The 21093-nt window shown below is 67.9% G+C and carries 20 protein-coding genes and 1 tRNA gene; 5 read left to right on the top strand and 16 right to left on the bottom strand.

The genetic code is table 11. The features are described 5' to 3' along the window. Nucleotides 1-8: 8 nt before the first annotated feature. Nucleotides 9-842, bottom strand: a complete 834-nt coding sequence (locus FDA94_RS23795; RefSeq protein WP_137249291.1) for an alpha/beta hydrolase — start codon at nucleotides 840-842, stop codon at nucleotides 9-11. A 79-nt stretch (nucleotides 843-921) separates the two neighbouring features. Beyond that, on the bottom strand, nucleotides 922-2061 hold the full coding sequence (locus FDA94_RS23790) for a glutathione-independent formaldehyde dehydrogenase (RefSeq protein WP_137249290.1): 1140 nt from the start codon (nucleotides 2059-2061) through the stop codon (nucleotides 922-924). Nucleotides 2062-2219: 158 nt separating this feature from the next. Between FDA94_RS23790 and FDA94_RS23785 the strand changes: the two genes are divergently transcribed. Continuing rightward, nucleotides 2220-2633, top strand: coding sequence for a hypothetical protein (locus FDA94_RS23785; protein ID WP_137249289.1), 414 nt, complete (start codon nucleotides 2220-2222; stop codon nucleotides 2631-2633). Between the two features lie 55 nt (nucleotides 2634-2688). Here the strand turns inward: FDA94_RS23785 and FDA94_RS23780 are convergent, their stop codons facing one another. Together FDA94_RS23780 and FDA94_RS23775 are read right to left on the bottom strand one after the other, a co-directional pair. Then, a complete protein-coding gene (locus tag FDA94_RS23780) occupies nucleotides 2689-3108 on the bottom strand; it encodes a hypothetical protein (protein ID WP_137249288.1) in 420 nt (139 codons plus the stop codon). A 227-nt stretch (nucleotides 3109-3335) separates the two neighbouring features. Further along, nucleotides 3336-3866, bottom strand: a complete 531-nt coding sequence (locus FDA94_RS23775) for an RNA ligase family protein (RefSeq protein ID WP_170991089.1) — start codon at nucleotides 3864-3866, stop codon at nucleotides 3336-3338. Between the two features lie 255 nt (nucleotides 3867-4121). Between FDA94_RS23775 and FDA94_RS23770 the strand changes: the two genes are divergently transcribed. Then, the gene (locus FDA94_RS23770) at nucleotides 4122-4538 is read left to right on the top strand and encodes a hypothetical protein (RefSeq protein ID WP_137249286.1); all 417 of its coding nucleotides are present in this window, start codon (nucleotides 4122-4124) and stop codon (nucleotides 4536-4538) included. Between the two features lie 110 nt (nucleotides 4539-4648). Here FDA94_RS23770 and FDA94_RS23765 read toward each other — a convergent pair whose 3' ends face one another. The 12 genes from FDA94_RS23765 to dnaA all read right to left on the bottom strand — a co-directional run bounded on the left by FDA94_RS23765 (nucleotide 4649) and on the right by dnaA (nucleotide 19644). After that, nucleotides 4649-5824, bottom strand: a complete 1176-nt coding sequence (locus FDA94_RS23765; RefSeq protein ID WP_137249285.1) for a hypothetical protein — start codon at nucleotides 5822-5824, stop codon at nucleotides 4649-4651. Nucleotides 5825-5851: 27 nt separating this feature from the next. Then, the gene (locus FDA94_RS23760; RefSeq protein WP_137249284.1) at nucleotides 5852-6196 is read right to left on the bottom strand and encodes a hypothetical protein; all 345 of its coding nucleotides are present in this window, start codon (nucleotides 6194-6196) and stop codon (nucleotides 5852-5854) included. Nucleotides 6197-6285: 89 nt separating this feature from the next. Further along, nucleotides 6286-7035, bottom strand: a complete 750-nt coding sequence (locus FDA94_RS23755; RefSeq protein ID WP_137249283.1) for a GNAT family N-acetyltransferase — start codon at nucleotides 7033-7035, stop codon at nucleotides 6286-6288. Between the two features lie 687 nt (nucleotides 7036-7722). Beyond that, a tRNA-Ile gene (locus tag FDA94_RS23750) sits at nucleotides 7723-7796 on the bottom strand. 82 nt (nucleotides 7797-7878) lie between these two features. Further along, entirely contained in the window at nucleotides 7879-8760 is an 882-nt protein-coding gene (locus FDA94_RS23745) for a DUF3566 domain-containing protein (RefSeq protein WP_246060121.1), read from the bottom strand. Beyond that, nucleotides 8757-11276 (bottom strand): DNA gyrase subunit A, encoded by a 2520-nt coding sequence (gene gyrA, locus FDA94_RS23740; RefSeq protein WP_137249282.1) that lies wholly within the window; start codon nucleotides 11274-11276, stop codon nucleotides 8757-8759. The genes FDA94_RS23745 and gyrA overlap by 4 nt, the downstream gene beginning before the upstream one ends. 37 nt (nucleotides 11277-11313) lie before the next feature. Next, nucleotides 11314-13260, bottom strand: coding sequence for a DNA topoisomerase (ATP-hydrolyzing) subunit B (gene gyrB / locus FDA94_RS23735; protein ID WP_137249281.1), 1947 nt, complete (start codon nucleotides 13258-13260; stop codon nucleotides 11314-11316). A gap of 334 nt (nucleotides 13261-13594) precedes the next feature. Further along, on the bottom strand, nucleotides 13595-14110 hold the full coding sequence (locus FDA94_RS23730; RefSeq protein WP_246060120.1) for a DciA family protein: 516 nt from the start codon (nucleotides 14108-14110) through the stop codon (nucleotides 13595-13597). 13 nt (nucleotides 14111-14123) lie between these two features. Beyond that, nucleotides 14124-15296: a DNA replication/repair protein RecF gene (gene recF / locus FDA94_RS23725; RefSeq protein WP_137249279.1), complete on the bottom strand. Its 1173-nt coding sequence runs from the start codon at nucleotides 15294-15296 to the stop codon at nucleotides 14124-14126. 49 nt (nucleotides 15297-15345) lie between these two features. Beyond that, nucleotides 15346-16293: a phosphogluconate dehydrogenase (NAD(+)-dependent, decarboxylating) gene (gene gnd / locus FDA94_RS23720; RefSeq protein ID WP_137249278.1), complete on the bottom strand. Its 948-nt coding sequence runs from the start codon at nucleotides 16291-16293 to the stop codon at nucleotides 15346-15348. A 77-nt stretch (nucleotides 16294-16370) separates the two neighbouring features. Then, nucleotides 16371-17507, bottom strand: coding sequence for a DNA polymerase III subunit beta (dnaN, locus tag FDA94_RS23715; RefSeq protein ID WP_062340911.1), 1137 nt, complete (start codon nucleotides 17505-17507; stop codon nucleotides 16371-16373). A gap of 598 nt (nucleotides 17508-18105) precedes the next feature. Further along, on the bottom strand, nucleotides 18106-19644 hold the full coding sequence (gene dnaA / locus FDA94_RS23710; RefSeq protein WP_425460170.1) for a chromosomal replication initiator protein DnaA: 1539 nt from the start codon (nucleotides 19642-19644) through the stop codon (nucleotides 18106-18108). Nucleotides 19645-20252: 608 nt separating this feature from the next. Here dnaA and rpmH point away from each other — a divergent pair. From rpmH to yidD, 3 genes are all read left to right on the top strand, one after another. Beyond that, the gene (rpmH, locus tag FDA94_RS23705; RefSeq protein WP_155339926.1) at nucleotides 20253-20390 is read left to right on the top strand and encodes a 50S ribosomal protein L34; all 138 of its coding nucleotides are present in this window, start codon (nucleotides 20253-20255) and stop codon (nucleotides 20388-20390) included. Nucleotides 20391-20458: 68 nt separating this feature from the next. Then, nucleotides 20459-20815: a ribonuclease P protein component gene (gene rnpA, locus FDA94_RS23700; RefSeq protein WP_137249276.1), complete on the top strand. Its 357-nt coding sequence runs from the start codon at nucleotides 20459-20461 to the stop codon at nucleotides 20813-20815. After that, nucleotides 20812-21090 (top strand): membrane protein insertion efficiency factor YidD, encoded by a 279-nt coding sequence (gene yidD / locus FDA94_RS23695; RefSeq protein WP_062346974.1) that lies wholly within the window; start codon nucleotides 20812-20814, stop codon nucleotides 21088-21090. Before rnpA ends, yidD begins: the two co-directional genes overlap by 4 nt. Nucleotides 21091-21093 lie beyond the last annotated feature (3 nt).

The raw sequence follows: 21093 nt of genomic DNA, 5'->3' as shown, positions 1-21093 counted from the left end.
TCAGCTGTTTACACGAAGCGCTGCACGAAGTTCAACGCGGTGTCACAAACCTCACGCCAGCCGGAGTCGATGGTGAGCGAGTGCCCCCGGTTCGGGATCTCGACGATCTCGGTGACGTGGTGCTCGTTCCGCTCCTGGATCTTGTACGACGCGTACGCGATCGCCCACGGAGCCGTGTGGTCCTGCTCGCCCGAAATGATCAGCAGCGGCCCCCGGTCGTCGGCCAGGCTGTCGACCTTGACCTCGCTGCGCGGATTCACGTTGGCCACCGCCGCCTGGAACAGCGGCGCGCCCGGGGCCGCGACGGCGAACTCCTCGAACAGCTCCCTTGCCTCCTCTTCCGTGACGGCGTTCGCGAAGGCGTACTGGAACTGCTCGAAGGTCAGCGGCACGGCCCGGTGCCGGTTCGCCGGGTTCCCCAGCACCGGCGCGGCGGCCCGCAGCGTCGAGAACGGCAGCGGCAGCACACCCTGGAACGGCGCCGGGTCGATCGCCACCGATGCGACGGAGAGCCCGCGTCCGGCCAGGATCTGGGTGAGCAGCCCGCCGAACGAGTGCCCGACGACCACGGGCCTGCGGTCGAGCCGGCCGATCAGATCGGCGTAGTGTTCGGCGACCTGTCCGACGGTCTTGTCGGCGAAGACCTCCGGGTGCTCGCGGGCCTCCTCGACGGTGTCCGGGTCGTCCGGCCAGCCCGCGGTGACCGGCGCGAACCCGGCGCCGGCGAACACCCCCGCCCACCGGTCCCAGCTGCTCGGCAACAGCCACAGTCCGTGGACGAACACGACGGGGATCCCGCCGGAGGCGTTGGCCCGCTTCACGAGTTCGAGATCATGGCTCATACGGGTGCTCCTCAGGCCCTTCATCGACGGGTGGCGAGGAGGGCGCGGCGACCGCCCGCCACGCCCTCCGCCTCGACCTCTAGCTGCCCGGATGCAAGACCACCTTCGTCCAGCCCTCGTCGCGGGCGTCGAAGTGGCGGTAGCCCTCGGGCCCCTCGCTGAGCGGCAGTTCGTGCGAGACGATGAACGACGGCCGCGCCCTGCCGGTGTGGATGAGGTTGCGCAACCGCCGGTTGTACGCCTTCACGTTCGCCTGGCCGGTCCCCATCGTCTGGCCCTTGAACCAGAAGTGGCCCATGTCGAACGGGATCTTCCCGGTCCGTGCGGCCTCGTCGGCGTTGCCCGGGTCGTCCGGCAGGAACAGCCCGACGACGCCGATGCCACCGGTGGGCCGTACCGACCTGACGACGCTGTTCAGCGCCGCGTCGGAGTGCTCGTCGCCCTGCGGGTCGTGCGCCTGGTAGCCCACGCACTCGCAGCCCCGGTCGGCCCCCTCGCCCGCGGTGAGGTCGAGCACCTGGTCCACCGCCGAACCCTGGGAGTCGTCGATCGGGATGCAGCCGATCTTCTCGGCCACCTTGAGCCGGTCGGCCTGCCGGTCGACGATCATGACCTTGCTCGCGCCCTTGAGCAGGGCGGAGTAGGCCGCCATCTGCCCGACGGGCCCCGCGCCGTACACGACCACGGACTCGCCCGGACGCAACCCCGCCAGTTCGGTGGCGTGCCACCCGGTGGGGAAGATGTCCGACAACATCACGTAGTCGTTCTCCTTCTCCCGCGCGTCGTCGGGCAGCCGCAGGCAGTTGAAGTCGCCGTACGGCACCCGCAGCAGCTCGGCCTGCCCGCCCGCGAAGGGCCCCATGCCGGCGTAGCCGTAGGCGGCCCCCGCCACGCCGGGGTTGACGGTGAGGCAGAAGCCGGTGAACCCGGTCTCGCAGTTCTTGCAGTGCCCGCAGGCGATGTTGAACGGCAGGCACACCATGTCGCCCACCGTGATCCGGTCGACCGCCGACCCGATCTCGATGACCTCTCCGAGGTTCTCGTGGCCCAGCACCCGGCCGGTCTCCATGCTGGTACGGCCCTCGTACATGTGCAGGTCGGAGCCGCAGATGTTGGCGGTGGTGACGCGCACCAAGACATCGGTCGGGCGTTCGATGCGAGCGTCTGGAACTTCCTGGACGACGACCTCCCGGGGGCCCTCGTACACCAGTGCCTGCATGATCACACCTCCGAATTTGTCGATGATCAGCCCAACTGGACCTTTTGCTCCATTGCGCCATGTTGCCCAGAGTGGATGGACAAGTACCCCTCCCGACAGCAAAAGTCCTTTTAGCACCCCGGGGGAAAACGCAGCAAAAAAATCGGGAGGAGTTCCACATGCCCAAAGTGACCTGGCGTACGGGAGCCGTCATCGTCGCCGCCTTCACGGCAATCCCCATAATCACCGTCTCCGGCCCCGCCGCCGCCGACACCAACTGCGGCAGCTGGCCCGGAAACGGCATCGCGCACCACGACATCGCCAGCCGGACCGCCACCGTCAGCGGCCGCACCGTCAAGGTCGCGCTGGTCAACCACCGCATCAGCGATCACTCGTTCGCCGCGATCCGCTCCGGCTACCGCTCCGGCGACCAGACCTGGATCGACCGCTCGAAGGACAAGGTGAACTGGACCCAGTGCGGCCCGTTCAGCTCCCAGTTCTCCAACGACCAGTTGCACAAGGGCTACTGGATGCGCGCCTGCGCGCGTTTCAACGGCTACAGCTTCTGCACCGACTGGAAACAGGACAGCTGATCTGAACAAATGAAAACGGCCCGGACCTATTCAGGTCCGGGCCGTTTATCGGAGATTAACGGAAGTGCCAGCCGCCCCAGCCGAACTTGTTCCCGTGGCCGTAACCCCCGCGGACACGGAAATCGTCGACGTGCTTACCGAAGACGATGTGCTTGCTCAGGAAGCTCTTGGAGCTGTAGCGCTTGTAGAAGAACCACTTGCCGTCGTTCTTGTAGTAGACGTCGAAGAAGCTGTAGTCACGGTCGTCGCGGTCGCGGTCCCAGATCTTGAAGTCGAGCCAGTAGCGGCCACCGCTCTTGCCCCAGCGGTAGTCGAAACGCCCGTCCCCACGCTCGAAGCGGTCCCAGCTCGACCCGGCCTGAGCAGCCGAAACCGTAGTAGCGGCCGACGCCGAAGCGGCCGGCGCGACGGCAACCCCCGTCGCCACGACGCCGGCGAGAATGGTGCCAGCGAGCAGCTTGCCAATGGTACGCACGAGTTTCCTCCGTTGAGTCGGTGCCCGGCGTTTCTCTTCGTTCTCCGGACACCGCAGACGTTATGAGCGCCCCCCACCCCCGTTCTGCGCATAACGTCACACAAGCCGCCGAGCGTGCATTACTCCACACAAGCCGCCAGCCGCCGCCCCGAGCGCCTCCGCGAGCAGCCCCCGCTCGGCCTCGCCCAAGCCCCCGAGATCCTCGGCGAACCCGGCCTGCGTCACCTTCAGCACCGGCCGCGCCCCCGTACGGCGGTGTCCCACGACCCGGCGGGCTTCACCACATAGCCCTCGGCCCGATTCCCGGCCAGCTCGGGCAGCCCCAGCGTCCGCGGCACCAGGGAGTCGAAGTCCACCGGCAGTTCGAGCACCTCCGTCCGCCGCCCCCGCCCGACCAGGGGCACGAGGGAGAGCCCGACCGACTCGACCAGCGCCCCCAGTTCGTCCCGCCCCAGCCACCGCACCCCCGAACCACTGCGCACCGCCCCGTCGAAGGTCAGCCAGACGAGGTCAGGGCTGTACCAGACCCCGGTCTGCACCGGCCCCACGCCGTCGACCGAGGCGACGTCAGGATGCGGATAGCCCCCGCCGGCGAGTTCGCCGTACAGCACCGACTCGCCCTGCACCGCCCGAGCGGCGGCCGCGGCGGCGGTGGCGAGCACGGGCCACAGCCGCGTCACCCCGAAGAACGCCTCGAAGCGCTCCTCTTCCAGCACTCCCCGCCGCCCGGCGGGCCGAGTGGTGCCGCCATCGCTCACGAGCGCGAAGTGCGCCCGTGCACCTTCTCCTCCGCCACCCAGACCCCACCGGGCAGCATCCCCGCACCGAACCGCTGCGCGATCTTCGGATACCCCATCCCCGTAGCCTCCCGGCGGCGGAGAAGCAGATCAGCGCGGTTTGTGCAGTAGTACGCACTCAGCGGCTTGTGTGGCTTTATGCGCAGAGGAGCCCCTGGTGTCGCTCATAGCGTGAGCGTCGTCCGAAACACGGACGACGATCCAACGGAGGAAACAGTGCACACGATCGGCAAGCTGCTCGCCGGAACCGTTCTCGCCGGCGTCGTGGCCACGGGGGTTGCTATCGCACCGGCCGCCTCGGCGTCCGCCACCACCGCCTCGGTCGCCCAGGCGGGTTCGAGCTGGGACCGCTTCGAGCGGGGCGACGGCCGCTTCGACTACCGCTGGGGCAAGAGCGGCGGCCGCTACTGGCTCGACTTCAAGATCTGGGACCGCGACCGCGACGACCGTGACTACAGCTTCTTCGACGTCTACTACAAGAACGACGGCAAGTGGTTCTTCTACAAGCGCTACAGCTCCAAGAGCTTCCTGAGCAAGCACATCGTCTTCGGTAAGCACGTCGACGATTTCCGTGTCCGCGGGGGTTACGGCCACGGGAACAAGTTCGGCTGGGGCGGCTGGCACTACCGGTAACCGCTGACGGGGGGCGCTGATCGAAAGGCCCGGACCACCATGGTCCGGGCCTTCGTCATGCAAGGCGCACCGACGAACACCCGAGGCTGTGGCTTGGCGCCCTCAGAGGGTCATGACCGTGTCTCATAGCGGAGTGCGCCGTGCAGCAGAGGCCGCGCCGCCAGGGCGACGAGCACGGCCGCGAGGACTCCGAAGCCCGCCATGGCCACGGCCCTCGCCGCGGCCCAGCCGAGCCACTGAACCTGGTAGACGTCCACGATGTTCACGACCACCACCGCGACCCCCGAGACAGCGGCCACCGCGCAGACCGGCAACGCGGCGATGACCGCCTGCCGCACGAGCACCCCGCCCAGCGCCCGCTCCGGCACCCCGAAGGCGGCCAGCGCCGAGAACGAGCGGCGAAGGTCGATCAGTTCCTCCGCCTGGTGCACCACCAGAGCGACCGCCGAGGTCACCAGGGCCATCAGAAGGGCGACGTCCACCAGCGCGTGAGCTGAGAAGTAGCCGACACCGGCCTGCTGCGCCCCGGCCCCCGCGCCGAAGAACACCGTCAGGCTCACCACGGACAGAGCCCGAGCCCACGCCCCAGGGTCCGCCTCGACCAGCCGCGCGGCCGGCAGCGCCTCTGCCGACCGCGCCCGCCGACCGGCCCGGCGGGCGTACACCCTGATCACCCAGGTCGCCCCCAAGGTCACCCCGAACAGCAGCAGCACCAGCCCAGCCGCCATGGCCACCGCGGCCCCGTACTTCCCGACGACCGGAAACCGCCCCTTCACCACGGCCCCGAGGACGAACAAGCCGACGCCCGCCGCGACCAGGAGCAGGTCGCGCACGCGCGGCCCCCGCACACGCGCGCGTCGGGTCACTCCCAGCGAAAAGGCGACGACGTGCCGACCGGCGCGCGCCCCCGACAGAACCCCGCCGAGCGTCACCACAGCCAAGACCACCGGCACCTGCGTCAGCGGCCCGGAGAGATGCGTGACCATGTAGAGCACGCCACCGCCCAGCGACCCGCCCAGCGCCAGTGCGCCTCCTTCCAAGGCGCCCAGCCGCCGCACGTCACCCGGCGTCGCCCCCGCCAGCCGCAGAGCGGCCAACCGCCGCTCCCGAGTGGCCGAGGCCAGCCGATTGGCCTGGTGAACCAGCCCGGCGACCGGCACGGCGAGCAAGGCCAGGCCGAGCCCCGTCAGCGAACTCCCCTCGTCCTGGTAGTCCGCCAGACTGACAGCCAGGCAGACCAGGAACGTCGCCACCGCCGCGCCCGAGGCGACCAGCCGGGCGCGCACCCGTTCGGCTTGCCCAGACCTCTGGCCTCAAGCATCGTTGTGCTCCTTCATCCGCGCGAGCGCGGTCTCGATCCAGCGCAGGTCGGCGTCAAGGTGCTGAAGCGCATAGTCGGCCGCCAGAACTTGAGCCGGCGCCCCAGACGCCTTCTCGGCGGTCAACTCCCGCATGCGGGCCAGATGCGCCTCACGCTGCCGCAGGAGATAGCCGTCAGCGGCCTTCCCGGCAACGGCAACCCGAGCGAACAAGGGGCTGGCGACATACGGCGCCGACGGCTCAACGGCGTTCAACCACCGCTCCAGCTCGGCTCTGCCGCTGTCGGTGATCGCGTAGAGGACGCGCTCAGGCCCACCCTCCTGCTGCGTCTCAGCCACCTCCGCCAGCCCGTCACGGAACAAGACCGGCCCGCGAGAGGCTGGGGCCGGACACCACTGAAGACTTCCCGTAGCCCGGTCCCGTTCGGCTACAGCCGGATGTAGAGGCGGCGGCCCGCCGCGCGGAAGCCGATCCGCTCGTAGACCCGCCACGAGTCGTCACCAGACGCTTCGAGCCAGGCCAGGTCGGCGCCCGACTCGAAGATCAGCCGGCTGAGCGCGGCCGTGATGGCCCCGCCGAGACCGCGACGCCGGTAGGGCGCCCGCACCGCAATGCCCGCGATCTCGCTGACCCCGCCGCCGGGTGGGACTGCCTGGCCTGCACCGGCGCAGGTGCCGTCCGAGGCGAACGCCGCCATCTCGAAGCCGCCCCGCTGCCGCAGCGTTTCGAGGCGGTCGACGTCGGCGTCGCTCACCTCGAACGCGTCACCGAATGCCTCTCCCTGGGCGGCGACCATCGCCGCCCGCTCGGCTCGGTTCTCCGGTTGTCGCACGACGAAGCCGTCGACCACCGGCGGCGAGACGAAGGATTCGGGCGAGCAGGTCAGGAACTCGTGCCGCTCCTCGACCGTGAAACCGGCCGCGAGCAGCAGCTCCTCAAGGCCGGGGGCGCAGTTCACGACGTACTCCAAGCGGGGCTGTCGTGACGCGGAGTGGAACGCGCTCACCAAGCTCCCGACGTCGGAGGCGGTGATCTCCGTGCCAGGGCGTGGTGTCGCGTAGTTAATGTTGGGACTGTCGGTCGCGGGGTCGAAACCCAGGATGAACGGCCCCGATTCGACGGCGGCCGGACGGCGGGAGAGGTTGGTGACGACAGACTGCTGGATGCGAAGATCCACAGACAAGGTGGGAAGTCCTTTACGGCATGAGGAATGGAATCACGACAAGACGTCGGACCGCCGCGACAGGCGGCCGCTTGGCACACCCGTGATCACTGGCTTCATTCCCTCATGCAGAAGACGCCCGCACGCGCTGCGCGAGCGCCCAAAAGATTACCAGGATCAGACGCAACTTGACCTTCGCGGTGTGTCATCGCGGTCCTGCCCCCTGTGACGAAACCCCTGCTGCGGCCCGATTTGCATGGTGTGCCCCGACCCGTCGCCGTGGCCACGACCGGGCGGCCCCGCACGGACTGCTCGCGATCCTGCCAGCAGAGCGCCTATCAGACCCGGACCGCGTCACCACGCTTCAAGAAGCGTCTCGCATGCGTCCGTTGGGCTAGTCGACTCCACGAACCACGTCAATCCCGAGGTACTCGGGTGGCCACAGGAAGTCGAGTGGCCGCCCAGGCGGAGCCGTAACAGAAGAAGGAAGAAGTTCAACCCGAGCGAAGCGAGGCTCTCCAGGGAGCGAGAGCGACCCGGAGCGACAGCGACGCAGGGACGCGAAGCGTCCGGGGGAAGCGCGAGGGGGCGAAGCCCTCTCGCATCGGGGGGGTCGGGGGGTCGTCCCCCCGTGTAAACGACGAAGGAGACCGTGGGGCAGGTGGCCAAAGGCCACCAACCACAGGTCTCCTACTCTCCGAGTGGGGCTACCAGGACTTGAACCTGGGACCTCTTCCTTATCAGGGAAGCGCTCTAACCGTCTGAGCTATAGCCCCTCGTCAGCCAGCTAGTGCGTGGCGACGAGGTAAAGCTTACCGTGTTCCGCGGTGTGGTCGCACCGCGGAATCACGACTGCGACTACTCGGCTTCGGAGAAGGTCACCTCGACGCCGCCCACCAGGTCGGCGCTCAGGTTGTAGATCACGGCCCCAAGGGTGGAGAGCGCCGTGATCAGCACGACGTTCACCGCCCCCAGCAGCGCCGTGTATCCCAGAATCCGTACGGGCTCGAACCACGTGGCGATGTTGAACGAGGCCGCGGCCCCGCCCTCGCCCTGGGTCAGCTGGTTGACCGCCTGGACGAACGCGTCGAACACGCCCATGGCCGACAGCACCCCGTAGAGCACCGCCACGGCCACGAACAGGACGACGAAACAGACCAGGGAGACCACGAAGCTGAACTTCATGGCCGACCACGGCTCGACCCGGCGCAGCACCAGGTGGGCCTTGCGCGGCGCTCGCCCGGAGGAGTCCTTCGGGGCGGCGGAGGTGCCGATGACGGGCCGTTCGGCCGTCACGGGCTCCACGGGAGCCGGGCGGGACGCGGTCAGAATCGGCTCGGGGGCCGAGACCGGCGTGGGCAGACGGGGCGCCTTGTAGGCGGCCGTCGGCTCGTCGCCGGCCGGGTGCTTCTGGTTGCCGTTGGGCGACTGGGGCCGCGACCACGGCTTGTTGTCGTTGCCCGCCGGGCGGATGCGGACGGTGGAGTCGTCGGTCTTGGGCTCGTCCTTGGGAAGGTCACGGCCGGTCTGAGGCGCCTTGGGCGTCTCCCGCTTCGGAGCCTGGGCAGGCCCCTGAGCCGGTGCCGGCGGCCCCGCGGGTTTGGGGGTCTCGGCCGTGTCGTTGTTCTGCTCGTCGTCGATCCGGGCGGATACCCCGTCGCGCATCGACGACGAGGCAGCCGAGGTAGACGCGGGTTTCTTGGCCGCCCCGGTGTTCTTCGTCTTGCCCGAGTTGGTCATTGCTCGTCTCCTGCCCCGTTCTCAGTCTCCACCGCTTCGGCAGTCTCCAACGCTTCGGCGTTCCGGGCTAGGGCCACCACGCTGTCGCCTTCCGCGAGATTCATCAGTCTGACCCCCATCGTCTGGCGGCCGGACTGCTTGATCTCGGCGGCGCTGGTCCTGATCACTCCGCCGGCTGAGGTGATCGCGAAGACTTCGTCTTCGGGTTTCACCATGACCGCTCCGACCAGCTTGCCACGGGCACTGACTATTTTCGCCGTCAGTACGCCCTTTCCGCCCCGGCCTTGCAGCGGATAGTGCTCAACCGGTGTGCGCTTCGCATACCCGCCCTCAGTGGCGATAAGCACATCGTCGCCATGGCTCATGACATTCATGGCGAGAAGTTCATCGCCGTCGACGAAACGCATACCGATCACGCCGCTGGTGGCCCGGCCCATGGGACGGAGGGCCTCGTCGGAGGCGGTGAAGCGGATCGCCTGGGCGTTGCGGGAGACCAGCAGGAGATCGTCTTCCTCGGAGATCAGCCGGGCCGCGATGACCTCGTCGTCGTCTCGGAGGTTGATGGCGATCAGGCCGCCGGACCTCGGGGAGTCGTACTCGGAGAGCCTGGTCTTCTTCACCAGGCCGCTGCGGGTGGCCAGGACGAGGTAGGGGGACACCTCGTAGTCACGCAGGTCGAGGACCTCCATGACCCGCTCGTCGGGCTGCATCGCCAGCAGGTTGGCGAGGTGCTGGCCGCGGGCGTCGCGGCCCGAGTCGGGCAGCTCGTAGGCCTTGACCCGGTAGACGCGGCCCTTGTTGGTGAAGAACAGGAGCCAGTGGTGGGTTGTCGTGACGAAGAAGTGCTCGACGATGTCGTCCTGGCGGAGCTGGGCGCCGCGAACGCCCTTGCCCCCGCGCTTCTGCGCCCGGTAGAGGTCGGTGTTGGTGCGCTTGGCGTAGCCGCCGCGGGTGATCGTGACGACCATCTCGTCTTCGGCGATCAAGTCCTCGATGGACATGTCGCCTTCGTACGCGATGATCTCGGTCTTCCGCTCGTCGCCGTAGCGGGCGACGATCTCCCCGAGCTCCTCGCCGACGATCTGGCGCTGCCGCAGCGGGCTGGCCAGGATCTCGTTGTACTCGTTGATCTGGACCATCAGGTTCTCGTACTCGTCCTGGATCTGCTGGCGCTCCAGGGCGGCGAGCTTGCGGAGCTGCATGTCCAGGATCGCCTGGGCCTGCGTCTCGTCGATCTCCAGCAGGTCCATGAGGCCCTGCTGGGCGGCCGAGGCCGAGGCCGACTGGCGGATCAGGGCGATCACGTCGTCGAGGCGGTCGAGGGCCTTGAGCAGGCCGCGCAGGATGTGGGCCCGCTCCTCGGCCTTGCGCAGCAGGTAGCGGGTCCGGCGGACCACGACCTCGATCTGGTGGCCGATGTAGAACTTGACGAACTGGTCGAGGCGCAGCGTACGCGGCACGCCGTCGACCAGGGCGAGCATGTTGGCGCCGAACGTGGTCTGCAGCTGGGTGTGCTTGTAGAGGTTGTTCAGCACGACCTTGGCGACCGCGTCACGCTTGAGCACGACCACGAGGCGCTGGCCGACCCGCGACGACGACTCGTCGCGCACGTCGGCGATGCCGTTGATCTTGCCTTCCTTGACCAGTTCGGCGATCGACAGCGCCAGGTTGTCGGGGTTGACCTGGTAGGGCAGCTCGGTGATCACCAGGCACTGGCGGCCCTTGTTGTCCTCTTCGACCTCGACGACCGCGCGCATCGTGATCGAGCCGCGGCCCGTGCGGTAGGCGTCGTCGATACCGCGCTTGCCGACGATGAGCGCCCCGGTCGGGAAGTCGGGGCCCTTGACCCGCGCGATCAGCCCTTCGAGGAGGTCTTCGTCATTGGCCTCGTAGTTCTCCAGCGCCCACCTGACGGCCTCGCCGATCTCCCGCAGGTTGTGCGGCGGGATGTTGGTGGCCATGCCGACCGCGATGCCGGCGGCGCCGTTGACCAACAGGTTGGGGAACCGCGACGGCAGGACGACGGGCTCCTGCGAGCGCCCGTCGTAGTTGGGCTGGAAGTCGACGGTCTCCTTGTCGATGTCCCGCAGCAGCTCCATCGCGATGGGCGCGAGCTTGCACTCGGTGTAGCGCATCGCGGCGGGCATGTCGTTGCCGGGCGACCCGAAGTTGCCCTGGCCGTCGACCAGCGGGTAGCGCAGCGACCACGGCTGGGCCAGGCGGACCAGGGTGTCGTAGATCGAGCTGTCGCCGTGAGGGTGGTAGGAACCCATGACGTCACCGACGACACGGGAGCACTTGAAGTAGCCGCGGTCGGGGCGGTAGCCGCCGTCGAACATGGCGTAGAGCACCCGGCGGTGCACCGGCTTGAGACCGTCGCGCACGTCGGGCAGGGCACGCGAGACGATGACCGACATCGCGTAGTCCATATAGCTGCGCTGCATCTCGGACTGGATGTCCACCGGTTCGATGCGGTCAGCCGGCGGCGGGCCCGGAGGCAGGTTAACTTCCGTCACGTCAATCCTTCACAGGGTGGGGTTCGGCTGCCGCGGTCTAGACGTCGAGGAAGCGCACGTCGCGCGCGTTCCTGATGATGAACTCCCGCCGGGGGGCGACGTCCTCGCCCATGAGAACGCTGAACATCTCGTCGGCCTGGGCGGCGTCGTCGAGGGTGACCTGGAGCAGAATGCGCGTCTCCGGGTTCATCGTGGTCTCCCACAGCTGGTTGGCGTTCATCTCGCCGAGACCCTTGAACCGCTGGATGCCGTCGTGGGCGCGCGGGTCGCGCTTGCCGCGGGCGATGCCCTCTTCGATGATCGCGTCGCGCTCCCGGTCGGAGTAGGCGTAGGACGCGTCCTCGCCCTTCCGGTCCCACTTGATCTTGTAGAGCGGCGGCTGCGAGAGGTAGACGTGACCGGCCTCGATCAGCGGCCGCATGAACCGGAACAGCAGGGTCAGCAGCAGCGTGGTGATGTGCTGACCGTCGACGTCGGCGTCGGCCATCAGGATCAGCTTGTGGTAGCGGAGCTTCGAGATGTCGAACTCGTCGTGTACGCCGGTGCCGAGCGCCGTGATGAGCGACTGGACCTCGGTGTTCTTCAGCACGCGGTCGATGCGCGCCTTCTCGACGTTCAGGATCTTGCCGCGGATGGGCAGGATCGCCTGGAAGCGCGAGTCGCGGCCGCCCTTGGCCGAGCCGCCGGCCGAGTTGCCCTCGACGATGAACAGCTCACACTTCTCGGGCTCGCTCCACTGGCAGTCGGCCAGCTTGCCCGGCAGCCCCGAGCCGCTTTCGAGCAGGGACTTGCGGCGGGTCAGGTCACGGGCCTGACGTGCGGCGATGCGGGCGCGGGAGGCCTGCAGCGACTTGCTGATGATCTCCTTGGCCTCGCCCGGGTTGCGCTCGAACCAGTCGCGCAGGTGGTCGTTGCAGGCCTTCTGGACGAACGACTTGGCCTCGGTGTTGCCCAGCTTGGTCTTGGTCTGACCCTCGAACTGGGGCTCGGCCAGCTTGACCGAGATGATCGCGGTCAGGCCCTCGCGGACGTCGTCACCGGTGAGGTTGTCGTCCTTGCCCTCCTTGAGGAACTTCTGCTCGCGCGCGTACCTGTTGACGATGGTCGTCAGCGCGGCGCGGAAGCCCTCTTCGTGGGTGCCGCCCTCGGCGGTGTTGATCGTGTTCGCGAAGGTGTAGACCGACTCGGAGTAGGAGGCGTTCCACTGCATGGCGATCTCGACCGAGATGCCCTCGCCGTGCTCCTCGAAGTCGATCACCGAGTTGTGCACCGACTCCTTCTTGGAGTTCAGGTGGGTGACGAAGTCGGACAGGCCGCCCTCGTAGTAGTAGGTGATCTCGGTCGGCTCTTCCTCGGCGCCGTGGTCGGGACGCTCGTCGCGGATGACGATCGTCAGGCCCTTGTTGAGGAAGGCCATCTCCTGGAACCGGCGCGAGAGCGTCTCGAAGTTCCAGGTGGTGGTCTCGAAGATGTCGCCGTCGGCCCAGAAGGTGATCGAGGTGCCGGTCTCCTCGGTGGGCTCGCCCTGGATCAGCTCGGTGACGGGCTTGGAGGCGACGTAGGACTGCCGCCACTCGAAGCCGTCGCGCTTGATCACGGCTTCGAGCCGGGACGACAGCGCGTTGACGACCGAGAGGCCCACGCCGTGGAGGCCGCCGGAGACGGCGTACGACTTGCCGTCGAACTTGCCGCCGGCGTGGAGGACGGTCAGCACGACCTCGAGGGTCGGCTTCTTCTCGGTGGGGTGAAGCGCGACCGGGATGCCCCGGCCGTTGTCCACGACCCGCACGCCGTTGTCGGCGAGCAGGGTGACCTCGATGGTGTCGCAGTGACCGGCCAGGGCCTCGTCGACGGAGTTGTCCACAACCTCGTACACAAGGTGGTGGAGCCCGCGCTCTCCGGTCGAGCCGATGTACATACCCGGGCGCTTGCGAACCGCCTCAAGACCCTCGAGAACAGTGATTGAGCCTGCGTCGTAGGACAAGTGCGAAATCCTCCTGCCGCGGACACGCGGCAGGAAACATAGGATGGCTGCCTGCCGTGCCCGTCACCGTCGTGAGTGCCCCGATGCGTTCACCCTGGGGAATCGGCTCGCCACGGCCGGGGTGACACGCAAACGGACGTGTCCTTAAGTCCACTTTCATTCTACCGGCTCTCGGAGCCTCAGGTGGCATTGACGGGGGCTGTGATGCCCTCTAATACGATGATCTTGGTTTTGGTGTGACACCCCGGACCCTGGGGTTCAGCGCGCCAGACGCGATTTCGGGCCGGTGCAAGACTTTTCCACAAGAGTCATGCCGATCTTGTGGAAGCTCGCGTCAGCCGAAAGTGTCACCCGGTCCTCGACTCCCCTTCACGCGGATGTGGCCCGCCTGTCGCGGCGGTGCGAGGTTGGGCCCGCGGACCTTCACGGCCGTCACCGTTCCGTCCCCGAGTTCCTCGTTCAGCCTTCTGACCAGGGTCGGAGCGAGCAAACGTACCTGCGTGGCCCAGGCCGTCGAGTCGGCCGAGACGATGACCTCGCCGTCTTCGAACGCCTCCGGACGGGTGTGCAGCCCGAGCTCGGCCCCGACGATCTCCCGCCAGCGGCCGAAAACCCCGCCGATCGCGACCGGCTCCTCCCACCCGCGGGCGGCCAAAAGGTCTTGGATCGCCGCCCCGAAGAGCATCGGATCACCGGAATCGCGCTTGGGGCCGCCCTTCTTCTTCCTCGGCTCGGTACGCGGAAGCTGACCCCGCCGCTGCGCGTCGGCCTTCGCCTGGGCGAGCTTCTCGCGAGCCAGGGCGGCGCCTTTGGCGTTGGACGCCCGCTGCTCGGAGGAGGGCCTGTCCACACCCTGTGGATCGTCACCCGACATGGGTCACACTCCCCTCGGTGACGTCGAAACGGGCGCCGCTCAGTTCCCTCGGTACGTCCTCCGCCACCGCCGCCGTGATCAGAACCTGCTCCGCCGGGGCGACGATCTCGGCCAGCCGCCGGCGGCGCTGGGCGTCGAGTTCGGCGAACACGTCGTCGAGGATCAGCACCGGATCGCCCCCTTCCGAACGCAGCAGGTCGTAGGCGGCCAGCCGCAGCGCCAGCGCGAACGACCACGACTCCCCGTGGCTGGCGTAACCACGCGCCGGCAGCTCGCCGAGCCGGAGCAGCAGATCGTCGCGGTGCGGCCCCACGAGGGTGACCCCCCGTTCGATCTCCTGCGCCCGCGCCTCGGCCAGCGCCTGCCCCAACCGTACGGCGAGTTCCGCGCGATCCGTCCCCAGGTCGGCCTCGTCTGTGGAAAACCACCGGTAGTCGATCTGCGCGGGCACCGAACCGGGCGCCAGTTCCGCATACGCCTTGGCCACCAGAGGCCGCAGGTTCTCCACAAGGTCGAGCCGGGCCGCGAGCAGCTCGGCGCCGTGGCGGACCAGGTGGGCGTCCCAGACCTCCAATGTGGACAACACGTCACCGGCTCCGGCCGAGGCGAACGCCGCGTCGTCCATCTGCCGCCGGGGGCTCCTGCGGCGGGCCTGCGAGGCCGTGCGGAGCAGGGCGTTGCGCTGTTTGAGCGCCCGGTCGTAGTCGGCCCGGACGCCGGCGAAGCGGGGGTGGCGGGCCACGAGGAGGTCGTCCATGAACTTGCGGCGCTCGGACGGGTCGCCCTTCGACAGGGCCAGGTCCTCGGGGGCGAACAGCACGGTCCGCAGCACGCCGAGGGCGTCTCTGGCCCGGGACACGGGCGCGCGGTTGACGCGGGCGCGGTTGGCCTTGCCCGGGTTGATCTCCAGTTCGACCAGCGCCCGTCTCTGGTCGCGCTCGATCACGGCCCGGATGACGGCCCGGGGGGCGCCGTGGCGTACCAGAGGAGCGTCGGTCGCCACCCGGTGCGAGGCGTGCGAGGCGACGTAACCGATCGCCTCGACCAGATTGGTCTTGCCCTGCCCGTTGGGCCCGACGAAGGCGGTCACCCCGGGTTCGAGCGCCAGCTCGGCGGTGGGGTAGGACCGGAAGTCCGTCAGCGACAGGTGGGCGGTGAACATGCCGGTAACGGTAACGGGCTCCCGCCGTGGAGCGGGAGCCCGGCCGAGATCAGGAGCCGTTGGCCTCGGGCATGGTGCTGTCGGCCGCGCCGGGCGCGTCGGCGCCCTTCTCGTAGGAGCCCTCGGCGGCGGTGACGGCGTGGCCGCCGAACTGGTTGCGCAGCGCCGCGACCATCTTCATCGCCGGGGAGTCCTCCTGGCGCGAGGCGAAGCGGGCGTAGAGGGCGGCCGTGATGACCGGCAGCGGCACGGTGTGGTCGACCGCCGCCTGGACGGTCCAGCGGCCCTCACCCGAGTCCTGGGCGTAGCCCTTGAGGTCTTCCAGCCCGGGGTCCTCGTCGAGCGCGCGGGTGAGCAGGTCGAGCAGCCAGGAGCGGATGACCGTTCCATGACGCCAGCTCTTGAACGCTCCAGGGACGTCGGTGACGATGTCGGTCGCCTCGAGCAGCTCCCAGCCTTCGGCGAAGGCCTGCATCATGCCGTATTCGATGCCGTTGTGGACCATCTTCGCGAAGTGGCCGGCGCCGATCGACCCGGCGTGGACGAAGCCGTCTTCGCCCTCGGGCTTGAGTGTGTCGAAGATCGGCTTGAGCGTCGCGATGTCGGCCTTGTCGCCACCGGCCATGAGCGCGTAGCCGTTCTCCAGGCCCCACACGCCGCCGGAGACGCCGACGTCGACGAACTTGATGCCCTTCTCGGCGAGCTCCTTGCCGTGCTTCTGGTCGTCGAGGTAGTGGGAGTTGCCACCATCGATGATCACATCACCGGTGGAGAGCGCGTCGCCCAGGGACGCGATGGTCGCCCTGGTGGGCTCACCGGCCGGAACCATCACCCAGACGGCGCGCGGCGCCTCCAGGCGGTCGACGAGCTCTTTCAGGCTGCCGACGTCGCTGACGTCGGGGTCGCGGTCGTAACCGACGACCTCATGGCCACCGCGGCGCAGCCGCTCGGCCATGTTGCCGCCCATCTTGCCCAGGCCGATCATGCCGATCTGCATGAGAGCACCCCCTCAGGGTTCCATCTACGGTCACGCGATTCGCCTACCCGACCCGAGGGTTGATCATACGGATTCGATCAGCTTGAGAGGCGAATGGGCATGATCAGGTAGCGGTAGTCAGGTATGCCCCCATCTTCCACAGGCTTTCCACCGGTGAGGATGGCGGGCTTCGTCGAGGTGGTGAACTGCAGGCGAGCGACGTCCGAATCGATCGCGCCCAGGCCTTCGAGCAGGAACTGGTGGTTGAAGGCGATGTTGATCTCACCGCCGTCGAAGTCGACCGGCAGGACTTCCACAGCCTGTGCCTCGTCGCCGCTGCCCGCCTCGAGCACGACCTCGTCGCCCCGGAAGGCCAGCCGGACCGGGGTGTTGCGCTCGGCGACCAGGGCCACGCGCTTGACGGCTTCGACGAAGGAGCTGGTGACCAGCTCGGCGCGGGCCGAGAACTCGGTCGGCAGCAGCGAGCGGTATTTGGGGAACTCGGGGTCGAGCAGCCGCGTGGTGGTGCGCCGGCCGGAGCTGCTGAAGCCGATCATGCCCTCGCCGGTGCCGCCCACGGAGCTCAGGGCGATCTCGACCTCGGCGCCGGTGACCAGCGACTTGGCGGTGTCGGCGAGGGTCCGGCCCGGGATCATCGCGATGGCCTGGAAGTCGGGCTGGTCGGGCTGCCACTTGAGCTCACGGACGGCCAGCCGGTAGCGGTCGGTCGCGGCCAGCGTGACCGTGTCGCCGTCGATCTCCATGCGGACGCCGGTCAGCATCGGCAGGGTGTCGTCCTTGCCGGCGGCGGTGGCCACCTGGGCGACGGCCGAGGCGAAGATGTCGCTGCCGACCCGGCCCGCGGCCGGCGGCATGGCCGGGAGCGAGGGATAGTCCTCCACCGGCATCGTCAGCAGGGTGAACCGGGCGGTGCCACAGGTCACGACCGCCTTGGCGCCTTCCACCACGAAATCCACAGGCTGTGCAGGAAGCGCCCGGGTGATCTCGGCGAGCAGGCGGCCCGAGACCAGCACCACGCCGGACTCGCCGGTCTGCAGGTCGAGGGTCACCTCGGCGGAGACCTCGTAGTCGAACCCCGAGAGCTTGAGCTGCTGGTCGTCGGTGACCTCGAGGCGCATGCCGGCGAGAACGGGCACCGAAGGCCGGGCGGGGAGGCTGCGTGCCGTCCACGCGACGGCTTCGGCGAGCACGTCTCGGTCGACCCGGAACATCACGTGGATCAGCCTCCTGTGGTGGGTAGGGACGGCGTCGGGCGGTGATGGCTGGGGGCGGCGACGCGGTGGCGCGAGGTGTGACTGCCCATCTTCGTCGCTTGCCGGGAGGTGTCAACTCCAGGATTTTTTGCTCCGGCCCGAGCTCGAAGGTTGCTCTTGACTTTCCTCTAGGTAGAGATATCGGTCGTCTTAATAGGCGCTGTGGAAATGTGGAAGAACCCCTATAGCCGCAGGTCAGAGGCCCTTTTTCTGTCCACAGCACCTGTGGACAGCCTGGGGATTACTCAGCGCGTGCTGGGGATAACTTTTAGTTACCCACAGGCCGTCCACAGGTTTGCACCCAGTTATCCACTGGTTACCCACAGCTTTTCCACAGGTTCTCCACATGAGACACGCCCGACACGGAGTGTGTTTTTTCCACTACCCACAGGTCATCCACAGCGCGTCCACAGGTTATCCACCGCTGGAGGGGGTCTTCTCCACAGGTTGTCCACACACCTGTCCACAGCCCGGTGGGGCCTGTTGATCTATGAGTTTCCAGCGCGCGACGAATTACACCTGTGTTCCGTGATCCACAGAGTTATCCACAGCCTGTGAATCAAGAGGTGCGCGCGCGCTGCTTGATCCGGGTCGTCAGCTCGTTGACCTGGTTGTACATCGAGCGCCGCTCGGCCATCAGGGAGCGGATCTTCCGCTCGCTGTGCATAACAGTGGTGTGGTCACGGCCGCCGAACTGGGCGCCGATCTTCGGCAGCGAGAGGTCGGTGAGCTCCCGGGCCAGGTACATGGCGATCTGACGGGCCACCACGAGGGCCCGCGAGCGCGATCCGCCGCACAGGTCGTCGAGCGAGACGCCGAAGTACTCCGCGGTCGTGGACATGATGAGCGCGATCGTGATCTCGGTGCTGGAGCTGTCCTCGGTGATGAGGTCCTTCAGCACGATCTCGGTCAGCCCGATGTCGACCGACTGCCGGTTGAGCGACGCGAAGGCCGTCACCCTTATTAGTGCGCCTTCGAGCTCGCGGATGTTGGTGGCGATCCGGCTGGCGATGTACTCCAGCACGTCGGGCGGCGCGGCCAGGCCCTCCTGGATCGCCTTCTTCCGCAGGATCGCGATGCGCGTCTCGAGCTCGGGCGGCTGCACGTCGGTGATCAGCCCCCACTCGAAGCGGTTGCGGAGCCGGTCCTCCAGCGTGACGAGCTGCTTCGGCGCCCGGTCACTGCTGATCACGATCTGCTTGCTGCTGTTGTGGAGGGTGTTGAAGGTGTGGAAGAACTCCTCCTGCGTCTGCTCCTTGCCCTCAAGGAACTGGATGTCGTCCACGAGGAGGATGTCCACAGCCCGGAAGCGCGCCCGGAACCCGTCGGCCTTGTGGTCGCGGATGCTGTTGATGAAGTCGTTGGTGAACTCCTCGGAGCTCACGTACCGCACCCGCGCACCTTCATACAGGCTCTGCGCGTAGTGACCGATCGCATGGAGAAGGTGCGTCTTCCCCAGCCCTGAGTCCCCATAGATGAAGAGTGGGTTGTACGCCTTCGCCGGCGCCTCGGCCACCGCGACCGCCGCCGCGTGGGCGAACCGGTTGCTGGCACCGATGACGAACGTCTCAAAGGTGTACTTGGCGTTCAGCCGCGCGGGCTCCCCCTGCTTGCCGCCGGAGGGCCGGGGCGGCGCCTTGTCGTTCTTCTCCTCAGCCTGTGGATATTGCGTGTACGGCTGCTCGGCGGGCGGCGGCGCACCTGGGACTCCCTGTGGGCGACCCTGTGGAAAATCAGCCTGCTGCTCTGGGGACTCCTGATGAAACCCCTGGCCGAAGCCCTGCGGAGATTGCACAGGCTGTTGAAAGCCATGATCCCCAGCCTGGGGAAAACCACCGGATCCGGTGTTCTGGGGATAACCGCCGGGAGCGCCGCCCTGGGGAAAACCACCCGACGGGGTGCTCTGGGGAAAGCCGGGCGTACCGGTCTGGGGAAAAGCCGGACCGCCACTCTGGGGAAAACCACCCGGACGGCCGTAGTTCTGCTGCTTGGGCTCCGCCTGGGTCGCGGTCGGATCGACCATCACCGCGATGCGGACCGGCCGGCCGAACTCCTGTGACAGCGCCTGCATGATGAGCGGCCGCAACCGCACCTCGATGACCTCTTTGGCGAAGTCGTTGGGGGCGGCCAGCAGAATCGTGTCGTTGATCAGCCCGGACGGCTGCGTCATCTGCAGGAACGCACGCTGCTGACCCGAAACTCCCTGATCGAGGAGTGTGGTGAGCGCTCTCGCCCACAGCTGGTTGAGGTCGACGCCGTCCACCGTTCGGCACTCCTCCCTGACGCGGTTCCATTGGTCGCTCGCCGCGTGTCGTTATCCACACCCGCCTCGCCCGGTCTGGTCCCGGTGGCGCCGGCCCCCGCTGTGAGTTTCCACAGAAGATCCACAGGAGATCCACAGGTGCTCTGGGTGTGGAGGGAAGGCCTGGACGCCTGACAGTAGCGGTGTGCGCGACCTGCGTTCAAGACGTTGTCCACAGCCTACTGGCACCCGTTGCCCACAGGATGTGGATGACCAAGGACCGTGTGGATAACCCCACAGCCTGTGGAAAACTGGGGGTGCCGGTTTGACCATTCGGGCGTGTACCCCGTAACGTGACCCGGTCGGCTTTCTCGGGACGGCTCTTTCGCATGCCCTGTGCCCGGTGGGCCGTAAACTTGGTCTAATCGCCCTAACGACAGGGCACATCTAGCCTGGAGCCCATCGTGAGCAAGCGTACTTTCCAGCCGAACAACCGCCGTCGCGCGAAGACCCACGGTTTCCGGCTCCGCATGCGCACCCGCGCCGGCCGCGCCATCCTGGCCGCCCGCCGCCGCAAGGGCCGTCACGACCTCACCGTCTGACCGGCACTTCGTAGCAGCCCCGCCCGCCGTCATCTCTGACGGCGGGCTACTTGTTAAGGAAGTATCCGGTGCTCCCGCCCGCTTCCCGCATGCGCAAAGGCGAGGAGTTCGCCGAGGCGATCCGGCGCGGGCGCCGCGCCGGTAGACCCTCCCTGGTCGTCCACTTCACCGCTGTGGAGGCCGACGAGGCCCCGATCGTCGGGTTCGTCGTCAGTAAGGCCGTGGGTGACGCGGTCACCAGGAACAGGGTCAAGCGGAGACTCAGACACCTGATGCGGGCACGTCTGCACCTCCTTCCGAGAGGTAGCCTGCTGGTGGTACGCGCCAACCCACCGGCCGCGTCCGCGCGCAGCGAGCACCTGGCCGCCGATCTCGATGTCGCGCTCCAGCGATTGATCGGGCGGCCGCGGGATGGACGGTCATGACAACCGAGCAGCCCCAGCCGGTCACGCCGGTGTCGACTGCTGCCCGCGTATTGATCGTCCCGATCAGGTTCTACCGGGCGTTCATCAGTCCTCTCCTGGGGCCTCGATGCCGCTTCTTCCCCTCTTGCAGCGCGTACGGTCTCGAGGCGATCGCCGTGCACGGGGCGCTGCGCGGGGTGTGGTTGACCATCCGTCGCATCGGCCGATGCCATCCCTTCCACCCCGGCGGGTTCGATCCCGTGCCCCCTCGACCCCACGACAAGCAAGGGAGCTAGCTC

The organism is Herbidospora galbida (assembly GCF_005233835.1).
In the GTDB taxonomy this organism is placed as follows: domain Bacteria; phylum Actinomycetota; class Actinomycetes; order Streptosporangiales; family Streptosporangiaceae; genus Herbidospora; species Herbidospora galbida.
This window is presented reverse-complemented; position numbering and strand designations above follow the sequence as displayed.